The sequence below is a fragment of the Hathewaya proteolytica DSM 3090 genome (assembly GCF_900142225.1).
GTDB lineage: Bacteria > Bacillota > Clostridia > Clostridiales > Clostridiaceae > Hathewaya > Hathewaya proteolytica.
Window position 1 is genome coordinate 33,011 of the sequence record NZ_FRAD01000011.1, and the last position, 20,579, is coordinate 53,589.

Annotated in this window: 23 protein-coding genes and 3 tRNA genes; 24 read left to right on the forward strand and 2 right to left on the reverse strand. The window is 34.1% G+C overall.

Going from position 1 to position 20,579, the window contains the following annotated elements; all coding sequences use genetic code 11:
- The 3 genes from BUA73_RS07300 to BUA73_RS07310 all read left to right on the forward strand — a co-directional run bounded on the left by BUA73_RS07300 (position 1) and on the right by BUA73_RS07310 (position 301).
- Positions 1-76, forward strand: a tRNA-Gln gene (locus BUA73_RS07300).
- A 21-nt stretch (positions 77-97) separates the two neighbouring features.
- Positions 98-173: transfer RNA gene (locus tag BUA73_RS07305), tRNA-Gly, on the forward strand.
- A 51-nt stretch (positions 174-224) separates the two neighbouring features.
- Positions 225-301, forward strand: a tRNA-Arg gene (locus BUA73_RS07310).
- A gap of 144 nt (positions 302-445) precedes the next feature.
- Here the strand turns inward: BUA73_RS07310 and BUA73_RS07315 are convergent.
- Positions 446-1,618 carry a tyrosine-type recombinase/integrase gene (locus tag BUA73_RS07315; RefSeq protein ID WP_072903464.1) on the reverse strand — a complete coding sequence of 391 codons (1,173 nt, stop codon included), beginning with the start codon at positions 1,616-1,618 and terminating at the stop codon, positions 446-448.
- Between the two features lie 770 nt (positions 1,619-2,388).
- Positions 2,389-2,829 (reverse strand): helix-turn-helix domain-containing protein, encoded by a 441-nt coding sequence (locus BUA73_RS07325; protein WP_072903466.1) that lies wholly within the window; start codon positions 2,827-2,829, stop codon positions 2,389-2,391.
- 134 nt (positions 2,830-2,963) lie between these two features.
- On the opposite strand from BUA73_RS07325, the gene BUA73_RS07330 reads away from it, so the two are divergent.
- The 21 genes from BUA73_RS07330 (at position 2,964) to smpB (ending at position 20,539) form a co-directional block, all read left to right on the forward strand.
- Complete coding sequence (locus BUA73_RS07330; RefSeq protein ID WP_072903467.1) at positions 2,964-3,161, forward strand: helix-turn-helix transcriptional regulator; 198 nt, start codon at positions 2,964-2,966, stop codon at positions 3,159-3,161.
- 122 nt (positions 3,162-3,283) lie between these two features.
- Positions 3,284-3,451, forward strand: coding sequence for a hypothetical protein (locus BUA73_RS14090; protein ID WP_178139238.1), 168 nt, complete (start codon positions 3,284-3,286; stop codon positions 3,449-3,451).
- Entirely contained in the window at positions 3,451-3,750 is a 300-nt protein-coding gene (locus tag BUA73_RS07335; protein WP_084672138.1) for a helix-turn-helix domain-containing protein, read from the forward strand. Before BUA73_RS14090 ends, BUA73_RS07335 begins: the two co-directional genes overlap by 1 nt.
- 121 nt (positions 3,751-3,871) lie before the next feature.
- Positions 3,872-6,295, forward strand: a complete 2,424-nt coding sequence (locus BUA73_RS07340) for a virulence-associated E family protein (protein WP_072903468.1) — start codon at positions 3,872-3,874, stop codon at positions 6,293-6,295.
- 306 nt (positions 6,296-6,601) lie between these two features.
- On the forward strand, positions 6,602-7,015 hold the full coding sequence (locus BUA73_RS07345; protein ID WP_072903469.1) for a hypothetical protein: 414 nt from the start codon (positions 6,602-6,604) through the stop codon (positions 7,013-7,015).
- A gap of 13 nt (positions 7,016-7,028) precedes the next feature.
- The gene (locus tag BUA73_RS07350; RefSeq protein ID WP_072903470.1) at positions 7,029-7,232 is read left to right on the forward strand and encodes a hypothetical protein; all 204 of its coding nucleotides are present in this window, start codon (positions 7,029-7,031) and stop codon (positions 7,230-7,232) included.
- The gene (locus BUA73_RS14095; RefSeq protein WP_178139239.1) at positions 7,225-7,371 is read left to right on the forward strand and encodes a hypothetical protein; all 147 of its coding nucleotides are present in this window, start codon (positions 7,225-7,227) and stop codon (positions 7,369-7,371) included. Before BUA73_RS07350 ends, BUA73_RS14095 begins: the two co-directional genes overlap by 8 nt.
- A 142-nt stretch (positions 7,372-7,513) precedes the next feature.
- Positions 7,514-8,164 carry a sigma-70 family RNA polymerase sigma factor gene (locus BUA73_RS07355; protein WP_072903471.1) on the forward strand — a complete coding sequence of 217 codons (651 nt, stop codon included), beginning with the start codon at positions 7,514-7,516 and terminating at the stop codon, positions 8,162-8,164.
- 26 nt (positions 8,165-8,190) lie between these two features.
- Positions 8,191-8,409, forward strand: a complete 219-nt coding sequence (locus tag BUA73_RS07360) for a helix-turn-helix domain-containing protein (protein ID WP_072903472.1) — start codon at positions 8,191-8,193, stop codon at positions 8,407-8,409.
- Positions 8,410-8,466: 57 nt separating this feature from the next.
- Positions 8,467-10,464, forward strand: coding sequence for a tape measure protein (locus BUA73_RS07365; RefSeq protein ID WP_072903473.1), 1,998 nt, complete (start codon positions 8,467-8,469; stop codon positions 10,462-10,464).
- Between the two features lie 204 nt (positions 10,465-10,668).
- Entirely contained in the window at positions 10,669-11,712 is a 1,044-nt protein-coding gene (locus BUA73_RS07370) for a ParA family protein (protein WP_072903474.1), read from the forward strand.
- A 29-nt stretch (positions 11,713-11,741) separates the two neighbouring features.
- Positions 11,742-11,843, forward strand: coding sequence for a terminase small subunit (locus tag BUA73_RS14370; protein ID WP_242942346.1), 102 nt, complete (start codon positions 11,742-11,744; stop codon positions 11,841-11,843).
- Positions 11,844-12,193: 350 nt separating this feature from the next.
- The gene (locus BUA73_RS07375; RefSeq protein ID WP_072903475.1) at positions 12,194-12,673 is read left to right on the forward strand and encodes a hypothetical protein; all 480 of its coding nucleotides are present in this window, start codon (positions 12,194-12,196) and stop codon (positions 12,671-12,673) included.
- Between the two features lie 220 nt (positions 12,674-12,893).
- Entirely contained in the window at positions 12,894-13,094 is a 201-nt protein-coding gene (locus BUA73_RS07380) for a hypothetical protein (protein WP_072903476.1), read from the forward strand.
- Between the two features lies 1 nt (position 13,095).
- Complete coding sequence (locus BUA73_RS07385; RefSeq protein ID WP_072903477.1) at positions 13,096-13,500, forward strand: protein-export chaperone SecB; 405 nt, start codon at positions 13,096-13,098, stop codon at positions 13,498-13,500.
- Between the two features lie 529 nt (positions 13,501-14,029).
- Entirely contained in the window at positions 14,030-14,488 is a 459-nt protein-coding gene (locus BUA73_RS07390; protein WP_072903478.1) for a YaiI/YqxD family protein, read from the forward strand.
- Complete coding sequence (locus BUA73_RS07395; RefSeq protein WP_072903479.1) at positions 14,488-16,350, forward strand: triple tyrosine motif-containing protein; 1,863 nt, start codon at positions 14,488-14,490, stop codon at positions 16,348-16,350. Before BUA73_RS07390 ends, BUA73_RS07395 begins: the two co-directional genes overlap by 1 nt.
- Positions 16,351-16,458: 108 nt before the next feature.
- The gene (locus BUA73_RS07400; RefSeq protein ID WP_072903480.1) at positions 16,459-17,172 is read left to right on the forward strand and encodes a pseudouridine synthase; all 714 of its coding nucleotides are present in this window, start codon (positions 16,459-16,461) and stop codon (positions 17,170-17,172) included.
- Positions 17,173-17,490: 318 nt separating this feature from the next.
- Entirely contained in the window at positions 17,491-19,641 is a 2,151-nt protein-coding gene (gene rnr / locus BUA73_RS07405; RefSeq protein WP_072903481.1) for a ribonuclease R, read from the forward strand.
- A 24-nt stretch (positions 19,642-19,665) separates the two neighbouring features.
- A complete protein-coding gene (locus BUA73_RS07410; RefSeq protein WP_072903482.1) occupies positions 19,666-20,055 on the forward strand; it encodes a rhodanese-like domain-containing protein in 390 nt (129 codons plus the stop codon).
- 13 nt (positions 20,056-20,068) lie between these two features.
- A complete protein-coding gene (gene smpB, locus BUA73_RS07415; protein WP_072903483.1) occupies positions 20,069-20,539 on the forward strand; it encodes an SsrA-binding protein SmpB in 471 nt (156 codons plus the stop codon).
- Positions 20,540-20,579 lie beyond the last annotated feature (40 nt).

Genomic DNA, 20,579 nt, shown 5'->3' on the forward strand with positions numbered 1-20,579 from the left:
TGGGGTATCGCCAAGCGGTAAGGCACCAGACTCTGACTCTGGCATTTCGTAGGTTCAAATCCTGCTACCCCAGCCAATAAGAGATTTTGTATGTCATGCGGGAATAGCTCAGTTGATAGAGCGCCACCTTGCCAAGGTGGAGGTCGCGGGTTTGAGCCCCGTTTCCCGCTCCAATAATGACTCACGTGATGACGTGAGTTTTGTTTTACCTACATTATAATTATGCACCCATAGCTCAGTTGGATAGAGTTACGGACTTCGAATCCGGAGGTGGCAGGTTCGACCCCTGTTGGGTGCACCATAAACCGTTGAAATGACTAGAATCTAAGAAATTGGAACTAGTCATTTTTCATTAAAAGGGTGCAACGCGGGTGCAACCCAAAATATTTTGTATAAAAAATAGCCCTCTTCACATGGATTTTTTCCTACTGGAAGAGGGCTTATATTATTTAATATTGAATATATCATTTAGTAAATTTATAGCTTCAGTTTTAGTGCCATCCATTACATGCGTGTAAATATTCATTGTAGTGGTTATATCGCTGTGTCCCATGAGAACCTGGACTGTTTTAGGTGGAACACCATTTTCAAACAACCTGGTAGCAAATGTATGCCTTAGATCATGTAATCTGAATTCAGGGAGGCCACACCTTTTTAATATCCTTTTAAATATTTTTCTAACATTACTACTGTTTAAGTAGTTGCCAGTAGGAGTAGCAAATACAAAATATTCATCAAAGTATATATCTATATTTTTATCACGTTCAACAAGTTGATTTTTTCTATGCTCCTGGAGCAATTCAATTAAATTATCATTCAGTGGTACCGTTCTGATGGATGTATCTGTTTTAGGTAGTTGTTCAACCACTGTATAATGTTTTTCTTCCTTATCGTCAAATGTATAGGTTTCCTTGATATTCTTATTTACTGATACAGTTTTATCTTTAAGATTAATATCAGACCACCTTAGAGCTAACAATTCACCAAGTCTTAGGCCGGTACCAAGTGCAAAGATATATAATATACCTTTATCATGTTTTAGAGCCTCTTGCATGAACATTTGTTGTTGTTCTAAAGTAAAGGCTTTTATAGTATCTGTGGAGCCTTGAGCCTTTGGTAATGTTACCAGGGTGCAATAGTTTTTCATGATGTAATTCTCTTTTGTGGCTTGAGTTAAACAGGCCTTGAGGTACTTATTAATATTTTTAATTGTAGAAGCTGGTTTGCCATTGGTAAGCAGCTCATTATAATATACTTGCAGATGTGAAGTCCTTAGATCCTTTAGCACAGTTTTACCCAGAGCAGACTCTTCTATATAGTTCTTATATATACTATGGTACTTTTCAAAGCTGGAAGGCTTTAAGTCATTTTTCCTGTAGTTGAATAGCCATATATGGAACCATTCAGCAAGTGTAATAACATCATCATTAGGTAGCATACCTCTGTTATTTAAGGCTCTGAATTCGTCCATTTTATGAACCACTTCTATTTTAGTTTTACCCGTGAAGGATTTCCTTTTCAAGGTTCCATCTTCTTTATATCCTACAGTGACTTGCCCTCTCCAGGTGCCGTTATCCTTTTTGTATATGGTGCCCTCTCCATTGGATTTTCTACCCATATTATCACTTCCTTTCTATGGTTACCATACTTTAAATTTGGCCAATCCAAAATTGGATTCGCTAAATTATCACTCCTCAATTTTGAGGGGGGTTAAGATTAGATTAGCTAGTTTTCTCTTTTGAAGAAAGCAATTTTACCTTATTCAAACTTGCTAATTCAATATTTATCAGAACGGATTTTTCCGTTTTGACCATAATCCAAAATTGGATTATGAACAATTAGAGAGTTCAAGTTTGACAGCGAAATTTTTCGCCGTCAAACTCGGTGGTTTTGAATCACCCGTTTTGAGAGCCAATTTTGGTGTGTGCTATTCATCTAAATGATGAAAGCCTTACAGAGCTAATAGTCTTTTTGACTAACAGGTGACGAAATTCGTTGTGTGTTAGAACCAATGAGCAACTCCTATGATATAGGAATCGTATTTTAAGTACGAATGGATTTCGTGTTGGCTTGAGTGCAACCAAGTAAATATTATTTACCTGCATATGAGCCGTCTGAATATTATTGGGATGGCTCAAAGCATTGGTTTATTTGTCGGTGGTATCTGGTTGAACTTTGGTAACGTTAAGTTTATTACTGTTATCCCAAGGCTCATATGCTTTTGTATAGCTTCATGTGGAAAAAGGTATAATATTATAAACACCCCCGGGGGGAGGGGCAAAACCTCCCAAACGCTATCCAATACCCTGAGAGCCCCTCCAGTCGCACATATTTCCCGAAATGGGTATATAAATGTAATATTATTTGAAAAAATGGCATTTATACCAGTTATTTATATTTGTCACTAGCCAGTATATTAATAATAACTGAATCAGTTATTCGCTTGCATAGTGTCTCATATTGAGCGCCAGTTAGCCTAAATTCATTGCCCTCATAAGAAATATAAACATATCTAAGGTACTCCCCATCACCGTCATCATCAAAGGATTTTTTTATGTCGATATTGAACCTTTGGGCTATTGCCTCTACCTCCGGCATAGACTTAATTACTTTCATATCTTCCTTTTGCTGGGCGCTATCCATCGTAAGATCGTACACAGAAACACCTAAGGCAGCCGCTATTGAACTTAGTACATCAGCCTTGGGAATCCTATCCCCTCTTTCGTAATTACCAATTGCTACTCTTGAAATACCGGATTTTTCAGCTAAATCACTTTGTTTCATATTTTTACTTAGTCGCAATTCTTTTATTTTTTTTCCAATACTCATAAAAGCACCTCCACATATATTATACCATATAAGATAACAAATGAAACATAAATTATAAAAAAACTATTGACAAGATAACAAATGAAACGTATAATAGGGTTAAAGATAACAAATGAAACATAGGAGGTGAGAAAATGGGGCTAAAATTAAAACTTAAAAGAATTGAAAAAGGGGTTAAACAAAAAGATTTAGCTTCTAACATAGGTGTATCAACCCAATACTTGAACGCCCTTGAAAATGGCAGAGCTACAAACCCAAGTATCACGGTAATGAAAAAAATATCAGAATTACTTGATACATCAGTTCAAGAATTATTTTTCAGTGAGGAGTAGTCACTAGGAGACATGAAACAGCCCACCTAACAAGGCAATAGAGCCAACCAAAATGACAATGCAGAGAATTACATAGTAAGAGGCGCAACACCTCTAAAACAAGCTAAAAAGTAGGTGAAAATATGAACGAAATATCAGAGTTGAATTTCAATGAGACTTGCAGAGGGTATTTAATTAGGGCGCTAAAGAACGTAGACTTAGAGGAACACACTGATAAAGTGTTGGAAGGTTTAAGATGGGCATTTGATGAAATGTCTTTTGAAGATGCTAGGAAGGAGAGGAGTAGATAATGGAGCAAGTAAAATTTACACCAGAGCAGATTGAATTCTTGAAAACTTTTCAGGTAGAGGAGCAACCCAAGAAACCCTATGTAGATATTACAGAGAAGATACAGGAGCATAAGAAGAACATTGACAAAAGGACCTATACAACTAAGGAAATGGCAGAAGTATTAGGCATATCTGAGGCAAAAGCAAGGCAATTAACCCATGCGAAAGGGTTCCCAGTGATATGTATAGGTAGAAGTAGAAGAGTTATAATATCCAAGCTTGATGAATGGTTGGATAAGAACGTAGGACAAATATTTTAAGAGGTGATTACATGAGAGTAGATATGTTTTTAAAGTATATGCAGCTATGCAAGGAATTACATATAAGTCCTTCATATGAGGGACTGACACATTTCAAGATGGCATTTAGGTAGGTGGCTGAATGGACATAAAAATTGCAGAAGCGAGAAGCTGTGAATCTAAAAAATGGCATAACAGAGTTCTTAAATGGACAGAGTTTGTTCAAAAGTTGAGTAATACTTACAGGACTAGTGAGACACTAGAAGAATTCAAAATCATGAATAAAAAAGAAAAAGGAAGAATTAAGAATTGTAAAGGTGGATTTGTGGGTGGTAAGCTTAAAGAAGATGGCCCACGAAACAAGTCCACCATAGAAACAAGAGACTTACTGACATTAGATATAGACCATTGCCAAAATGATATATGGCCTACCATAGAGAAATTCGGTAAAGTGTGCTGTATGTATTCCACACACTCACACAGAGCTGATAACGTTCGTCTTAGATTAATTATACCACTAGATAGGGATGTAAAGCCAGAAGAATATGAGGCAATTTCAAGAATGGTAGCCTACAAGATAGGGATAGAAATATTTGATACTACAACACATCAACCCGAACGATTAATGTACTGGCCAAGTACTCCAATAGACGGAGAATACGTATTTGAACAGGTTCCATTTGATGAGGGGGAAGTTCTAAAAGCTGACGGTGTATTAAGTGAATACACCTTTGGGTGGAGTGATATGGAGTCATGGCCTAAGAGTATCAGAGAGAATAATATAATAAAAACAGATGTTAAAGAACAACAGGATCCAACTACTAAAAGTGGCCTTATTGGCGCATTCTGCAGAACCTACACAATTACAGATGCTGTGAAAACTTTTCTATCAGATTTATACAGCTTATCTGATGATGGCACCAGGGCAACATATAAGAGCGGTACAACCTCAAATGGTGTTTTAATATTTGATAATACATTTAGCTATTCATACCACGATAGCGACCCAACACAAGGCATATTATGTAATGCGTTTGACCTTGTGAGAATCCATTTGTATGGCGAAGAGGACAAAGAAGTGAAGAGTGGCACCAAAACTGAAAACCTTCCTTCTTTTAAAAAGATGATAGAGCTATGTGTAAAGGATGAAAAAGTTCAGAGAGAAAAATTAGAGGAAGAATTCGGCGATTATGAGGGGGATATAGAATGGCTTACTGAACTTACACGTACCGCTAAGGGCTCAATAGCTAAAACTATAGATAACATAGTAAAAATATTGCAAAATGATTGCTTGTTAAAGGACAATATATATTTTGATACCTTTGAACAGCTGCCTAAAATAAAAAGTAAGCTTCCGTGGAGCAATGTAGACTTTGAACCTGGCTCTGAGTGGTCTGATTTTGACGATAGCGGGTTAAGATGGTACTTAGAAAAACACTATGCTAAGTTTTCCGCAATCGACATAAAAAGTGCTTTAGATATAATACAAGGGCAGAACACATTTCACCCAATAAGAGAGTATTTAACATCACTACTTTGGGATGGCGAACAAAGAGCTGAAAGACTGTTCATTGATTATTTAGGGGCAGAGGATACACCTTATAACAGAATGGTTACTAAAAAAATGTTAGTTGCTGCGGTTAAAAGAGTTTTTGAGCCTGGCTGTAAATATGAGGAACTAGTGATTTTAGTTAGTACTAGCCAAGGAGTAGGGAAGTCAACAATACTAAGTAGATTAGGGAAACAGTGGTTCTCTGATAGCCTTACATTTAACCACATAAAAACTGATATTAAAAGAGCAATAGAGCAAACAGAAGGATCATGGATAATAGAGATAGGTGAACTCAAAGGATTATCAAGCAGTGATGCAGATGCAATAAAAGCCTTTATGTCAGGCAAGGTAGATAAAACAAGAAAAGCCTATGATAGAAGAGTAAGCAAAGTACCAAGGCAGTTTATAATAGTTGGGACTACCAACAATGAAGAATTTCTATCAGATAGGACAGGGAACAGAAGATATTTACCTATAAAAGTAGCAGTAAAAACTCCACAAAAAGATGTTTTTAATATAGGAGATTATGAAATAGACCAAGTGTGGGCGGAGGCTTATAGTTATTATCAAGAAGGTTATGAGACTTACTTAAACAGTCGTGAAAATAAATTAGCGGAGGAACAACAGGAATTGTACATGTATGCACATGATGATGAACTGGAGTTCAAGGAATACTTAGACAAGCCTATATTGGCTGTAAAAGATAAAGATTGGTACAGCTTACCTTTAGTAGAGAGAATATCATACCTGTACCCAGAAGGGGAATTCTTAGGTGAAGCTAAAGAAGGGGAGACAGAAATAAGAGACAAGATATGTATTAAAGCGGTGTATGAAGAATTTATTCAAGAGGTGCAACCTGAGAAATCTAGAGAAGGTTTATCTAGAGAAGTAGAGAATGAAATAAAAACCTTGTTAATAAGGGCTGGATGGCGTAAATACGACAAAAGTAGAGGGAGAATGAGGTTTGGAGCATATGGCTTAAAAACGGCTTATGTTAAGAGTATCCCAAAGTAGGGATACATTTGCATGGTATGGATACAGCTAGGGATACAGCCCTAAGCCAGTCATACCAACAGCTGGAGCCTAACAGTATCCATTGTATCCCTATTATATATATAAACTATATTTTATATTGTATATATGGTATTAGATATGTGTATAATCATACAGATATATATCTATAAGGAAAACAGAAAAAAAGGGATACTATGGATACAGCACCCCTGTAAGCCTTGATATTGCTAAGGTAGAGATGTATCCCTAATTGTAACCCTAGTAGTAAAAGTATCCATAAAAAATAATAAAGGAGAAATTTAGTATATGGAAATAGATTTAATTGAATATATTCACATAGATGGCACCACAAAGCCCACTTGGTATGAGACACTAGGGTATTTATTAGAGGTAAAAGGGACAAAATTTTTCAATCCTATAGAGTGCCACTATAAATATCTTTTAGGACAAGGCAGTGATGAATATAAGACTTGTGTGGGAGATGATAGATATAAAGAAATAGAGCAGTGTCTAGTTAAGCACTTCATACCGAGAATTAAAAAGTATGGTAGAAGGATAAAAACAAGCTATGATATAAAGCACATGGTGCAGAACAAAATAGGCGGGTATGTGTCCAATGAAACTGTAAAATTTATTTTATCTATGTATAAGGTTCCAGTAGCTGTTATAGATAGGAAAGACGAGGCCTACCCAATAAATTTAAAATATTATTTTAATTAAAGGAGAGATAAACATGGTTTTCAAGTACGAAGGTAAAAAGTATTCATTAGCAGCAACTAAAGTTTTTAAGGGGTGTATAGTGCCTGATGCAATTAATAAAGTGTCAATAGTTTTTATAAACCTTAGTTTAGGTAAAGCAGAGCAGTCAAGGGTACTGCACAAATTACTAAAGAGAAATAATCTACAGGATATAAAAAAGGAGATTGTTTGTGGTTAAGTTAAGGATAAGTTACGAGACGGAGCAAGAAAAGAAGAAGATCATAGACAAGCTTGAGGGGGTAAAGTCCATCAGTAATTCCTCCAAAAGTGGTAAGTACTACAGGGTATATGTTGAATTGGAGTGTTGCAATATTTAAATTATTATTTAGACATGATATAATATACTTAAGTACCACACTTGATAAAGTGTAAGGTTTAATTAGCCGCGGGAAATGATTAATAGGTTATACCTGTTAGTTGTTTTCTGCGGCTATTTTTTATATTGTAAGAGGTGATGTTGTGACTAATGAGGAACTTGTAAAGCAGTACCAAGAAGGCGATAAACAAGCCTTGGAAACTTTAATAGATAATAACACAGGACTTGTTTATAAAATTGCTAAAAATTTCTATACAGAAAAAACTAACTCGATAGATTATGAAGATTTAGTTCAAGAGGGGTATTTAGGTTTAATGAAAGCAGCCGAAATGTATAAATGTGATTATGATGGTAGAGCCTCATTTTCCACCTATGCCTTTCAGTGGATATTTCAAAAGATACACAGATTTTTAGAACAGAAAAATACTAATGACGAAGTGTCTCTCAATGCCCCAGCATATGCCAATGATGAAGAGGGCTGTAATACGGAGCTAATGTCTTGTTTAGATGATGTTAACTATGACTATGAGAACGTAGAAGAACAGGTATTCATGAGGGAAATAAGGGATAACATACATGAGTGTATGAATGAATACCTATCCTTAAAGCAAAGGCAGATATTAGACTTATCCTACGGCATTGATGGTGTGCGTCCTATGATTGATAAAGATATAGGGGATTTGTTTGGGGTGTCTGGTAGTAACATTCAAGCTATTAGAAAATACAGTCTTAGAAAATTAAAAAATAGTAAATGGGGTATGAATGAGGGACGAAAATTATATGAACAGCTATAACTAAAAAACTTTAGGAGGAATTAAACATGGAACAGAAAGAATTTGAAGATGTACTTTATACAGTTCCGGAAGTAGCTCAGCTTTTAAAAACAGACGAGGCTACAGTGAGAAGATTAATAAGCAAGAAAATCCTAGTAGGTTTAAAGCTAGGAAGGATAAAAGTTACTAGAAAAGAACTTATGAGATTTCTAGATTGGGCGAGTGGGAAAGACTTTACCGATTTAGATAACATTAAAGAATTCTAGAAGATATAGGATGCACACCAATTTAAATTAGTATATCAAGATAAGGAGGGATAAGTAGTGAGTAGAGATGTGTCTATAGTTTTTAAGGCTAGTGACAATTTAAGCAATAGTGTAAGGCAAATGAAGAAAAACGTTAATGATCTTAGCCATGACGTGACCGAATACAGGAAAATACAAGATGATGCTTTTAATAAAAAGGTAGAGCTCAAATATGATATGACCAAGGTAAAAAAAGAGCTTAAGGATTTGCAAAGCGCCATAAAGGAAAACAAAGAAGGTTCCGCCGAGGCATTTAAAGCAAAGTCTAAAGAAATTGAGCAAATGCAAGAAGAGTACAGACGGTTAACACGAGTTGTAAGGGATACCAATAGAGCTGAAAAGGAGCTTATAGAAAGCAGAAGTAGAAACAATAATAACCATAGCGGAACAACTGATGTGGCTGGTACTCTTGTAAAAGCTGGACTAGGTAAAGAATTAGGCACTAGCATTGGTAACTATGCCGGTACAGTGCTAACAAGTGCTTATGGTGATAAGATTGGAAACAGAATAGGCACAATAGCGAGCAGTACAATGGCGGGGGCGATGATGGGGAGTGTAGTACCGGGTATAGGAACAGCTATAGGGGCTGGCATTGGTGCCATTACAGGTGCCTTAACCAGTGCTAGCAATGAAATTAAAGAAGCTGACGGATACTTCAAAGGTGAAGTTAAAGATATTTACTCTACTATACAGAATAGTGCTAACGCCAATAGCCAAAAAGGTATAGACTTAGCCAGTGCAAGAGAACAGAATATAATTAGTTTTGGAACTTTGTTAGGTGGCAGCTCTAGGGCCAATTCGTTTTTGAAAGATACAGAGGATTTTGCTAGCAAAACACCTTTCACTCAGACAGACTTATTACAGATTTCTAAAAATTTATTGACCTATGGATACAAACAGCAAGAACTATTACCAACCCTAGAGAAAATAGGAGATGCGGGTTCTGCCTTGGGGCTAAGCATACAAGACCAGGCAAATGTAGCTACTGGACTTGGAAGGATGAAATCTAGTGGAAAGGCTAGCTTAGAGTATATTGAGCTTGTCCAGGAACGTGGAATCGACGCAATAGGATACTTAGCAAAGTCAATGAACACGGACAAGAAAAAAGTCTACGAAATGATATCTAAAAGTGCCATTGATGGTGCAAAAGCCAGTGCTGTAATACTGAATGCCATGGGTGAGCAGTTTAAAGGCAACATGGAGAAACAGTCCGAAACGTACAAAGGTTTAACATCTACCCTGGAAGATTTAAAAGCCAAGGGTGATAGAGCCGAAGGCAAGGGCTATACAGACGAAAGAAAAAAGGGGCTGGAAGAAGAAAAATCTTATCGTGAAAATCTAGGTACCTATGATAGGGAACTTATAGGAAAGTACAAGGCCGAGATGGACAATAAGGCGGAAGAAGCCAAACGAAAAGCAATGGATGAGATGAAAGGCACGACCGAGTACATAAAAGCTTGGAAGAGCGATAATGGAGCAGAGATGGGAAGGTTACTAATGAAAGCCGAGGCTGATGCCATATCCAAGTATAGAGGCTCTCCTGAAATGCTACAACGAATAGAGAATGAAAGAAGCATAGTTGCTAGTATCCAAAAAAGCATTAGAGAAAATGGACAGTATGTAAAAGATGGACAATTAGCTGCGGAGGATTTCAGCAAAGGTTGGGCAAGTGCTTTAGACTTAAAAACAGCTATAATGAGTGGCAAGAACAGTACAAGCAGTATTGCAGAGAAAGGCATGGCTAATATGCCATCTAGTGCAGACTTAAGAAACCCTAACTTCAAATGGGGTAACGGCTTTGCTACAGGGCTTAATAGAGTGCCTTATGATGGCTTATACAAGCTCCATGAGGGCGAGAAGGTAGTAGATAAGCAACACGCAAGTTCTAACACTAATAATGAGATTAACAATTTTAATATTAGTATAAACAATAACAGTGGCAGTGCTTACGAGATAACACAAGAAATATGTAGAGAGATAATCAAGGCTAAACAACGAGCCGGAGGGGTTAAATGATAGTTTGAAGGTTCGAATCCTTTAAATACCACCAACAGTCAGAGAACATAAAACTTCTACTGAAAACATCTTAGTCAGAAATGATTAGGGTGTTTTTTATATTTTAAAGATTTATAATATTTTGAAGGAGTTTTGAAGGTTGTGGAGAAATATATGGTATGTTATAAATTTTACATTTTGAATAATATTGAAGGGGGAAGTAGAATGGCAAAAATTATTTCTTTATTTAATCATAAGGGTGGTGTAAGTAAAACAACAACTGTGTTTAATTTGGGTTGGATACTAGCGGAAAAAGGCAATAAGGTTTTAATTGTTGATGCTGATCCGCAGTGCAATCTTACTGGAGTTTGTTTAAGTTTATCCGATAACAGTGAATTTGAAGATTTTTATTTGAATGATAAATATGATAATCTAAAAAAATCGCTAACACCAGTATTTGATGGACAACCTATACCATTAGAACCTGCAAAATGTTTCGAATTTTATAATAAAAAAGGATTATTTTTGTTACCGGGACATATAGATTTTTCAGAGTTTGATGTTTCTATAGGAATAGCACAAGAATTAACAGGCAGTATGAAAATAGCTCAAAATATTCCTGGAGCAATAAGCCAACTACTAAGAATAACCGCAGATAAATATAAATTTGATTATATATTAATCGATATGAGTCCAAGTGTAAGCGCAACAAATGCTAATTTATTTATACAAAGTGATTATTTCATAGTCCCATGCAGTCCAGATTATTTTTGTAATATGGCGATAAGCTCACTAAGCAAAGTTATACCTATGTGGTATGAAACATACAGAAATATAAAGTTACATCCAGCATTTAAAAATGCTATATATAAATTACCTGATAAAAATCCTAAGTTCCTAGGAACTATATTGCAAAGATATAGGCCAAGGAATGGTGGCGCCGCTAGATCTTTTCAACAATGGATTGATAGAATCAATGCCAATGTAGAGGGGAATTTAGTACCTATATTGACTAAATATAATATGATAATTGATAAAAATAAATTTAAAAATGTATCTATTCCTGAAGAACCATATAACATTATTAATATATCGGATTTTAACAGCTTGATTGCACAATCTCAAAAGAATAATGTACCTGTTTTTGCACTAACGGATGCTCAAATTGAACAAAGTGGTAATGTATTAGAAAAGATGAAAAATTCAAGAGAGGAATTTCATCAAGTATTTTCTAGATTAGCCGACATTGTAATTCAACTAACAATATAAAATATTTATAGATAAAAGGAGGTGGCATTGTGACAAAGCTAACTCCAAAACAACAAAGATTTGTAGAAGAATACCTTAATGCTACTAGAGCATATAGCAAACTATGCAAAGTAGTATGCTTTATATTTTAAGGAATTTATATAATTGTAGGTTTCTTTTTTTATGAAGGTATTTTATATGTAATGAACGTATATATTATATAAGCAGTGCTAAAATGAACAATAATAGCATGAAAACGAATGAAATGCATTGAAACATGAACCCAAAACTAGAAAGTAACCCTAGCTACACTGAAAGTACCTTAAATTATTTCAAAACATCCACTTTGTACGTACAATGTATTGACTTTGTATGTACAAAATATCAAAAGGAGTATATAATGAATAATAAAGAATGAGATTTTAAGAAGATATATCAATGAAAAAATAAAAGCATATAAAATTAATATATGGATATACTATAAAGTAGGAATGGATAAGCGATGTGTGAGGAATATTTATTTCATGGGACAGAAAGAAATAGAGGATTAAGATTTATAAAGAACAAAAAAATGGAAGAATCTCATGGAGATTCACATTGGCTAGGAGATGGAGTATACTTCTATGTTCAAGAATTCTTAGCATATAACTGGATAAGAAAAATGTTTTTTCATAGGATAAAAAAGAGCTTTTCATATAGTGAATTGGTGAACTCATACATGATTTTGGAATGTAAGATAAAGGTAGATAAAAAGAAAGTATTTAATATAGTTGATAATTTCGAGCACCAATTAATTTTTGAATATTTTCTGGACAATGTAAATAGTAAAAAAGAATATATTGAAAAATATAAAGATTTTGATAGTCTAGATGGTGTTGTCATAAATTGCATGTTTAACGAACTGGGATACGCCCAAAAATTTGATATTTTTGTTGGTGCTTTTGTAACGAAAGCAAATAGGAATAGGAATAAAAAAAACTAGACAAAAGGGATATATAGAGAAGCAGGTTTGTATAAAAAATATTGATGTGATAAAGCAAATTAAAGAAAGCAATTTTAAAGAGAACTTTGATCAGTTTGAACATTTTGTTGAACGACTGGAAAAAGATAATACTAAGAAACCATGTGATATATATATACCTATAATAAAAAAAAAGAGAGGTGGTTCGAGATGAATTTACAGAAAGAACTCAAAAAAATAGATGATTTTTTTTCAAAATATGACTGTTGATGAATTTGAAGATATGTTGGATAGAAATGGGGGAACAAAGCGAGAATATATTGTAGATCCTATGTTAGAATTCAGCTATAAACAACAAAGGTATGTCAATAATTACACATTTCAAGAGGCATATGGAGAAAAATCATATGATGTATATGCAGGAATAAGGGAGATTGCTTAAAATGAAAAAAAATTCTGTGCTAAAGTTTACGGATTATGTAGTAGATGAAATAATATTTAAAAATAATTACAGTGATGAAGAAAGTTTTAATATTGATTTTGATATAGACTCTAATGTTAATTTTAAAGATGAAACTAATTTTGAATTGCATATGGTAGTGGAACTTTTTAAAAGTTTAGATATATCACCGTTTAAAATGCGTGTAAAAGTAACTGGTTTCTTCCAAATAGAATCCATGGAAGCAGGAAAAAAGGAAAACTTTGTTAAACAGAATGCAGTGGCAATATTATTTCCGTATGTAAGAGCTTTAATATCAAATTATACTGCATTGTGTAATGTTCCACCGTTGATATTACCACCAATAAATGTTGTGGAATATATAAAAAATAAAAGTTCTGAAATTTAAAAAAGTATTCATATGTATATGAGTACTTTTTTATAATAAAATATAATTTGAAAACAATATTATTGAGGACGATAGAGAGTGTGCAACACGGGTGCAACGGGTGCAATAACTTAAAATGGACAAGCACTGAATATATATGCAAACACACTCTATAACCATTGGAAATACTGCGTTTAATACCAAACGTATAGTTCATAAAATCATGCATTAACGAATCCGGAGGTGGCAGGTTCGACCCCTGTTGGGTGCACCATAAACCGTTGAAATGACTAGGTTCTAAGAAATTGGAACTAGTCATTTTTTATTGTTTGCCCCTCATTTTGCCCCTTATAAACAGATAAAAGAGGATGTGCTGCAAGGGCTAGCCATAAGATAAATTATATGACTTCTGTATAATATTAAATACAAATAAAGAAACCATTAATTTTCATAAAAAAAGCTGTATAAAACTGCATAAAATATAAAAAAAGTTGATTATATAATATTAATATTTTGTTAATTATGATATAATAACATGGGAGTTGGTAAAATGATAATTCATGTTGATGCTGATGCGTGTCCATCTAAATCGCTGATTGAAGAAATTTGTGTTAAGTATGAAGTAGAGTTGGTATATTATTGCTGTTTCAGCAATGTTTTTTATAGTACACAGGGTAAAACTATTTTAGTAGATGACGGATTTCAATCAGTGGACATGAAAATAGCTAACAGTTGTAAACAGGGTGATATTGTCATCACCCAGGATTACGGAGTGGCGTCTATGGTACTTGGCATGGGATGTCTTGCTATAAATCCCAATGGTATTATTTATGACGAATATAATATAGATCAGATGCTAGAAACTAGATATCTTTCCGCAAAGGTAAGAAGAGGTGGCGGAAGAGTAGCCAATGCAAAAAAAAGAGATTATAAAGATGAAACAAGATTAAAGCAAAATTTAGAAAGACTGATACAGAAGATTTTGTTTAAGGGAGGTTTTCAAAGATAATGAGCGGTTTGAAGGTTAAATTAAAAAAAGAAATAGTAAGAAAAAATGGTACAAGTATTATTGTTTCAGTTGAATCTATTGTTGAACAAAATTTGCAGTACAGATTTTTTGTCAGCTACGATGGTTCATGGAAGATGCTCCAAGATTACAGTGACAAGAACACCTGTCAGTATGATATGAAAACTGAAAATAGGTGTTTTATTATGGTTCAAGGAAAGACTGGAGAAAGTAGAAATGCCTTTGACTATGTTGAAAGGCTTGAGTACATCAAAAAGGAAGACCGATATTTCATAAAAAAGATAGATATGATTTCCAGCAAAAAGATTGGCAACAAGGAAATGATGAGTTTTCAGGAAAAACAAAAAAGAAATTTTGAACTATTTGAAGAAAAGATGAAGCAGAAATCAATGGAGGATATTCTAGATCCATTAAAGACTATTTACAATGAATCTTTAAAGGAAGAGGATGACAAGCAAGAAAAGGATGTAGTTCAGGATGAGGTAGCTAAGGAAGAAATTGTTCAAGAAAAAATAGAACTTGTTAAACATGATTTAGTTAAAAATGAGGAACCAGATGAAACGGAAGTAGAGCCAGATGAGATTGAAGTTATAGGGGAAGAAGAGGACGAAATAGAGGCAATAGAGGAAGAATTAGATGACGAGATTGAAATTGTACAGGATACGTCCATAGATGAAGATATGGATTTCAAATCTACAACATTTGCCTTTGAAAATAGTTCTAAAGCAGATGAGATTGACAACTATGAAGAAGAATGTGATGAAGAGGACAATAGTGAGGAAGACAGTGATTATATACCAGAGTATGAAAAACTCATTAAACAGGCAGAAAGTGTAAATTCATCCGAAAAGGAAATGCCTAAAATACAGAACATGGACACCAAGTTTTCCTATAAAATTTCAAGTGAAAACCGCGATTTTTCCATTAATAAATTCTCTAACAGCAATAATAGCTATAATATAGGTATAACATCAGAGGAAAACAAGGAATTATTCAAAGAAAAGCAGCCAAACAATATTATAAAGGGACAATTTAATAGGATTAGTAATAATTTTAGAGAGTTAGACAATGGTTCTGATGATGAAAATCTTCAAAATATAAAGGGTGTTGATACTCAACTTCAGCATATCGAAAATGCACAGAGTACCATTGAGAAGCAAATAAACGATATGTGCTTTGAACAGGAGATAACGATGATGCCTGATGCTGTGGTGGATTTGTTTGATGTTAATAATAAAAAAGAAGAACTTATAAAATATGTTTTAACTGCTCCTAAAAAAGATTATTACAAAGGCTCTCAAATTGTGTGTACTTTATTGTGCCCTAATCCTAGTGAGACTTTTGTAAGATATTCACTATATTACGATGATAAAGTAATTATAGAAAAGCCTTACTCCATGGACAAAACTTATGCCTTTACGCCTCCATATGAAGGTACGTATAAAATGGTCTTTTATGCTAAAAAAGCTAATTCAAATAGAGAATTTATAAAGGTAAAGGAGATCTACGTATCAGAGTGCCTTCCTATAGAAAGTATTGGAATTAGCTGCGATAAGACAAGTATTATATGTAGTCAAGAAGTAACTTTCATGACCACTGTAGTTGGTGGTAGAAAGGTAATGTATGAATTCTACGTGTACAATGGCAGTGAGTGGAGATGTGTACAAGAGTACAATGAAAAGAGTTATTATACTTTAACACCTAAGATAGCTGGAACTTATAAGCTTCTTGTTTTGGCTAAAAATACAAATAGTAAAAATGATTACGATGAGTTTGTAATGTGCAAATTTGATGTTAAAAGTCAATATTCTAGCTTAACTGATATTAGCTCTCTTGATTTATAGGAAAATTGGTGTTATCCATTCTAAATGTTGACTGATATTAACCTATGAATTATAATTCATTTGTATCATTATGATATTTTTTACTTTGATACAGAATGGAGAGAAGATATGGAGAGACTAGACAAGGTTCTATCTAATGCTGGATACGGTAGTAGAAAAGAAATAAAGGAACTTGTAAAAAAAGGCAGAGTAGAAGTATCCAATGCAATAATAAAAGATAGTTCTATAAAAGTAGATGTGCAATATGATGAAATTAAGATCGACGGGGTAAGTATAAATTATCGAAAGTATATTTATCTTATTATGAATAAACCTGCAGGAGTAGTATCGGCAACCTTCGATAATTATGATGAAACTGTAATTGATCTTTTGGATGAAAAACATCAGCACTTTCAGCCCTTTCCCATCGGCCGTTTGGACAAAGACACTGTGGGATTGTTGCTTCTGACTAATGATGGTGATTTAAACCACAAGCTTATTTCCCCTAAATACCATGTTGATAAGGTTTATTATGCACACATAAAGGGAGTTGTGGACGAAGAGGATATAGAAAGTTTCCAAAAGGGAATAACTCTCGATGACGGATATGTATGCATGCCTGGAATTTTGGAAATAATAAAAAGTGGAGAAACATCAGAAGTATATGTTACCATCCAAGAAGGAAAATTCCATCAAGTAAAAAGAATGTTTAAAAGTCTTGGCAAAGAAGTAACTTTTTTAAAGAGAATAAAATTTGGCGAGATTGTTCTAGATGAAGGCTTGGAGGAAGGATGTTACAGGGAATTAAATGAAAAAGAAATGGCTTTATTACAGCTTGTGTAATTTGTCGAAAAAAATAATAAAAAACTTTATAAAATAACTTGATTTTATAAATAAAGTTTAATATAATATATATGAAAGAAAAAACAACCCCTTTTTTAGCACTAGTGTAAATCAATCCCCTGATATCATTAGTGCGTAATATGTCGAAACCCCTAAACAATATTCGACAGAAGCAGAACAGCATGTTATTGTAACATGCTGTTTTGTTTTTAGAAAAATTATATTTTGAATAAAAATGCAAAATACAGTTAAAAATATATACATATGATATAATAAAGGAGTATAAAAGAAAATCCAAAATTGAAGGAGATGGTCTTTATGCCGGAGAATTTAAGAGAAACATTAATTGGTTTTATGAAAGAAACAGCTTATAAGCCTATGGGAATGAAAGAATTATCAAAAATATTTAATATAGCTAAAAGCGATCTGGATGGTTTTAAGCAACTTTTATCCTTAATGGAGCAAGAGGGAATAGTTATTTGTAATAGCAAAGGCCATTATGGAGTTCCAGAAAAAATGGGTTTTGTAAGTGGTGTATTTGAGAGCAATGCAAAGGGCTTTGGTTTTGTTATAAGAGATGATGGGAATTTAAACGATATATTTATACCAGCTATGTTTGTAAATGGAGCAATGCACGGAGATAAAGTTCTTGTAGCCGTTATAAGAAATGAAGAACGTGGAAAAAAATGCGAAGGGGAGATTTATAAGGTCGTTGAAAGAGCCAATAAAAAAATTGTGGGTATCTTAGAAGATAATAAAAATTTTGGCTTTGTAGTGCCTGAAAATAAGAGGTTGAACCAAGATATATTTGTTTCAAAAGAAAATTTAAACGGAGCAAAGCATGGTCAAATTGTGGTGGCTGAGATAATAAAGTGGCCTCAGAATAGGAGAAGCCCTGAAGGAAAAATAATCGAGATTCTTGGAAACAAGGGAGATAAGGGTGTTGATATCTTAAGCATAATAAGACAGTTCGCCTTACCAGAGGAATTTCCTATAAAGGTTGAAAAGTACGCGGAAAGTGTGGAGGAGAATATTCCACAAGAGGAGTACAGCAGAAGAAAAGACCTTAGAAATATGCAGATAGTCACTATTGACGGAGAAGATGCCAAGGACTTGGATGATGCAGTATCCTGTGAGAAATTAGAAAATGGCAATTATCTTTTAGGAGTTCATATCGCTGACGTTACGAATTATGTAAAAGAACTTAATCCTCTAGATAAAGAAGCTCTAAAAAGAGGAACTTCTGTTTACTTAATTGACAGAGTTATTCCAATGCTGCCAAAGAAATTATCCAATGGAGTTTGCAGTCTTAATCCAAAGGTAGATAGGTTGACGCTTACTTGTATGATGGAGATAGACAAAAGTGGTAAAGTGGTATCACAGGATATATTTGAAAGCATAATAAAAACCAGTGAGAGAATGACTTATACAGATGTTAATAAGATTCTAAGAGATAAGGATGAAGAAACAATTGAAAAATACAAGTCTCTATACCCTATGTTCTTAGATATGGAAGCATTGTTTAAAATACTGAATAAAAAGAGAATGAGCAGAGGGGCTATAGATTTTGACTTCCAAGAGTGCCAGATAATACTAGATGAGACTGGAAAGCCAATAGATATAAGACCTTTTGATAGAGCTGTTGCTAACAGGATCATTGAAGAATTTATGCTTGTATGCAACGAGACTGTGGCTGAATACATGTATTGGGCTAAAATGCCTTTTGTTTATAGAATACACGAAGACCCCGACGAAGAAAAATTAGCTCATTTCAGGGATTTTGTTTACAATCTAGGTTATGTGATGAAGTCTAATAAAGAAATACATCCATCTCAATTCCAAGAGATATTGGAAGATATTAAAGGAAAAAAAGAAGAGGTAGTGGTTAGCACTCTTATGTTGAGATCCATGATGAAAGCAAGGTATTCGCCAGAATGCAGTGGACATTTTGGTTTAGCTGCTAGATATTACTGCCACTTTACATCTCCAATAAGAAGATATCCAGATTTAATGATACACAGAATCATAAAAGAGTACATCAATGGCAAAATTAATGACAAAAGGGTAGCTCGTCTTAGAAGCATTGTAGATGAGGCAGCCTTGAAATCTTCTGAAAGAGAAAGAGCGGCTATGGAAGCAGAGAGAGCTGTAGATGATCTTAAGAAAGCAGAGTATATGAGTTATAGAATCGGGAATGAGTATGAAGGTATAATTTCATCTGTTACAGGGTTTGGTATGTTTGTAGAATTACCTAATACCATAGAAGGACTTGTTCATATAACTGATTTATACGATGATTACTATATTTTTGACGATGTACACCTTTGCTTGGTTGGTGAGCACACTAAGAAGATGTATAAACTAGGTGACAAAGTTAAGATTTTGGTGAGTCGAGTTAATATGGATACTCACGAAATCTATTTTGAATTAGTACAAAACGATACGGCTGAAGATGGCAGTGATGATTAAAGTAAAACACATATGAGGTGAATTATGAGGGCTTATGGTGTTATATTAATTATTGTAATGGGAATGTTCATGTTTGGATGTGGCGGGAATAATGACGGTGTAAACAGCGTTAAAGTTATAAGTGCAACTGAGGGAGAATCCATGATTAAAAATGAAAGCGATATTATAATATTGGATGTAAGGACAGAACCAGAGTATGAAAGTGGGCATATTAAAGGAGCTGTGTTACTTCCCCTAGATGAGATAAGTAAAAGAGCCCAAGAGGTTTTAAAAGACAAAAATAAAAAGATATTAATATACTGCAGATCTGGATCTAGGAGCAATAGGGCGGCAAAGCTGTTGGTGGATATGGGGTACAATAATGTATACGACTTTGGTGGGATAATTGACTACAAAGGTGAAATAGAAAAGTAAGAGGTGTAAAAAAATGAAAAAAGAAAAGGTTAAGGGGAACTTAGCAGAAAATAGGAAAGCGTTTCATGATTATTTTATAGAAGAAACTTTTGAAGCTGGTTTATCCCTTGTGGGAACAGAGGTAAAATCTATAAGAGCGGGAAAGGCCAATCTTAAGGATAGTTATGCCTTCGTAAAAAATAGAGAAGTTTTTATTTGTAATATGCATATTAGTCCCTATGAGCAGGGCAATATTTTCAATAGAGATCCCCTTAGAGACAGGAAGTGTTTGTTGCACAAAAATGAAATACTAAAATTGGAAAGCTATGCCTCCGCAGAGGGATATACTCTTATTCCACTGTCTTTATATCTTGTAAGGGGAAAAGTAAAGGTTAAAATTGGAGTGGCAAAAGGTAAGCATAATTATGACAAGAGAGAAGCTTTAAAAGAGAAACAAGCTGTGAGAGAGGTAGCAAAGCATTTTAAAGAAATGAATAAATATTAGTTTAAAATTAAATATTTATTCAATAATGTCTGATTTTAGT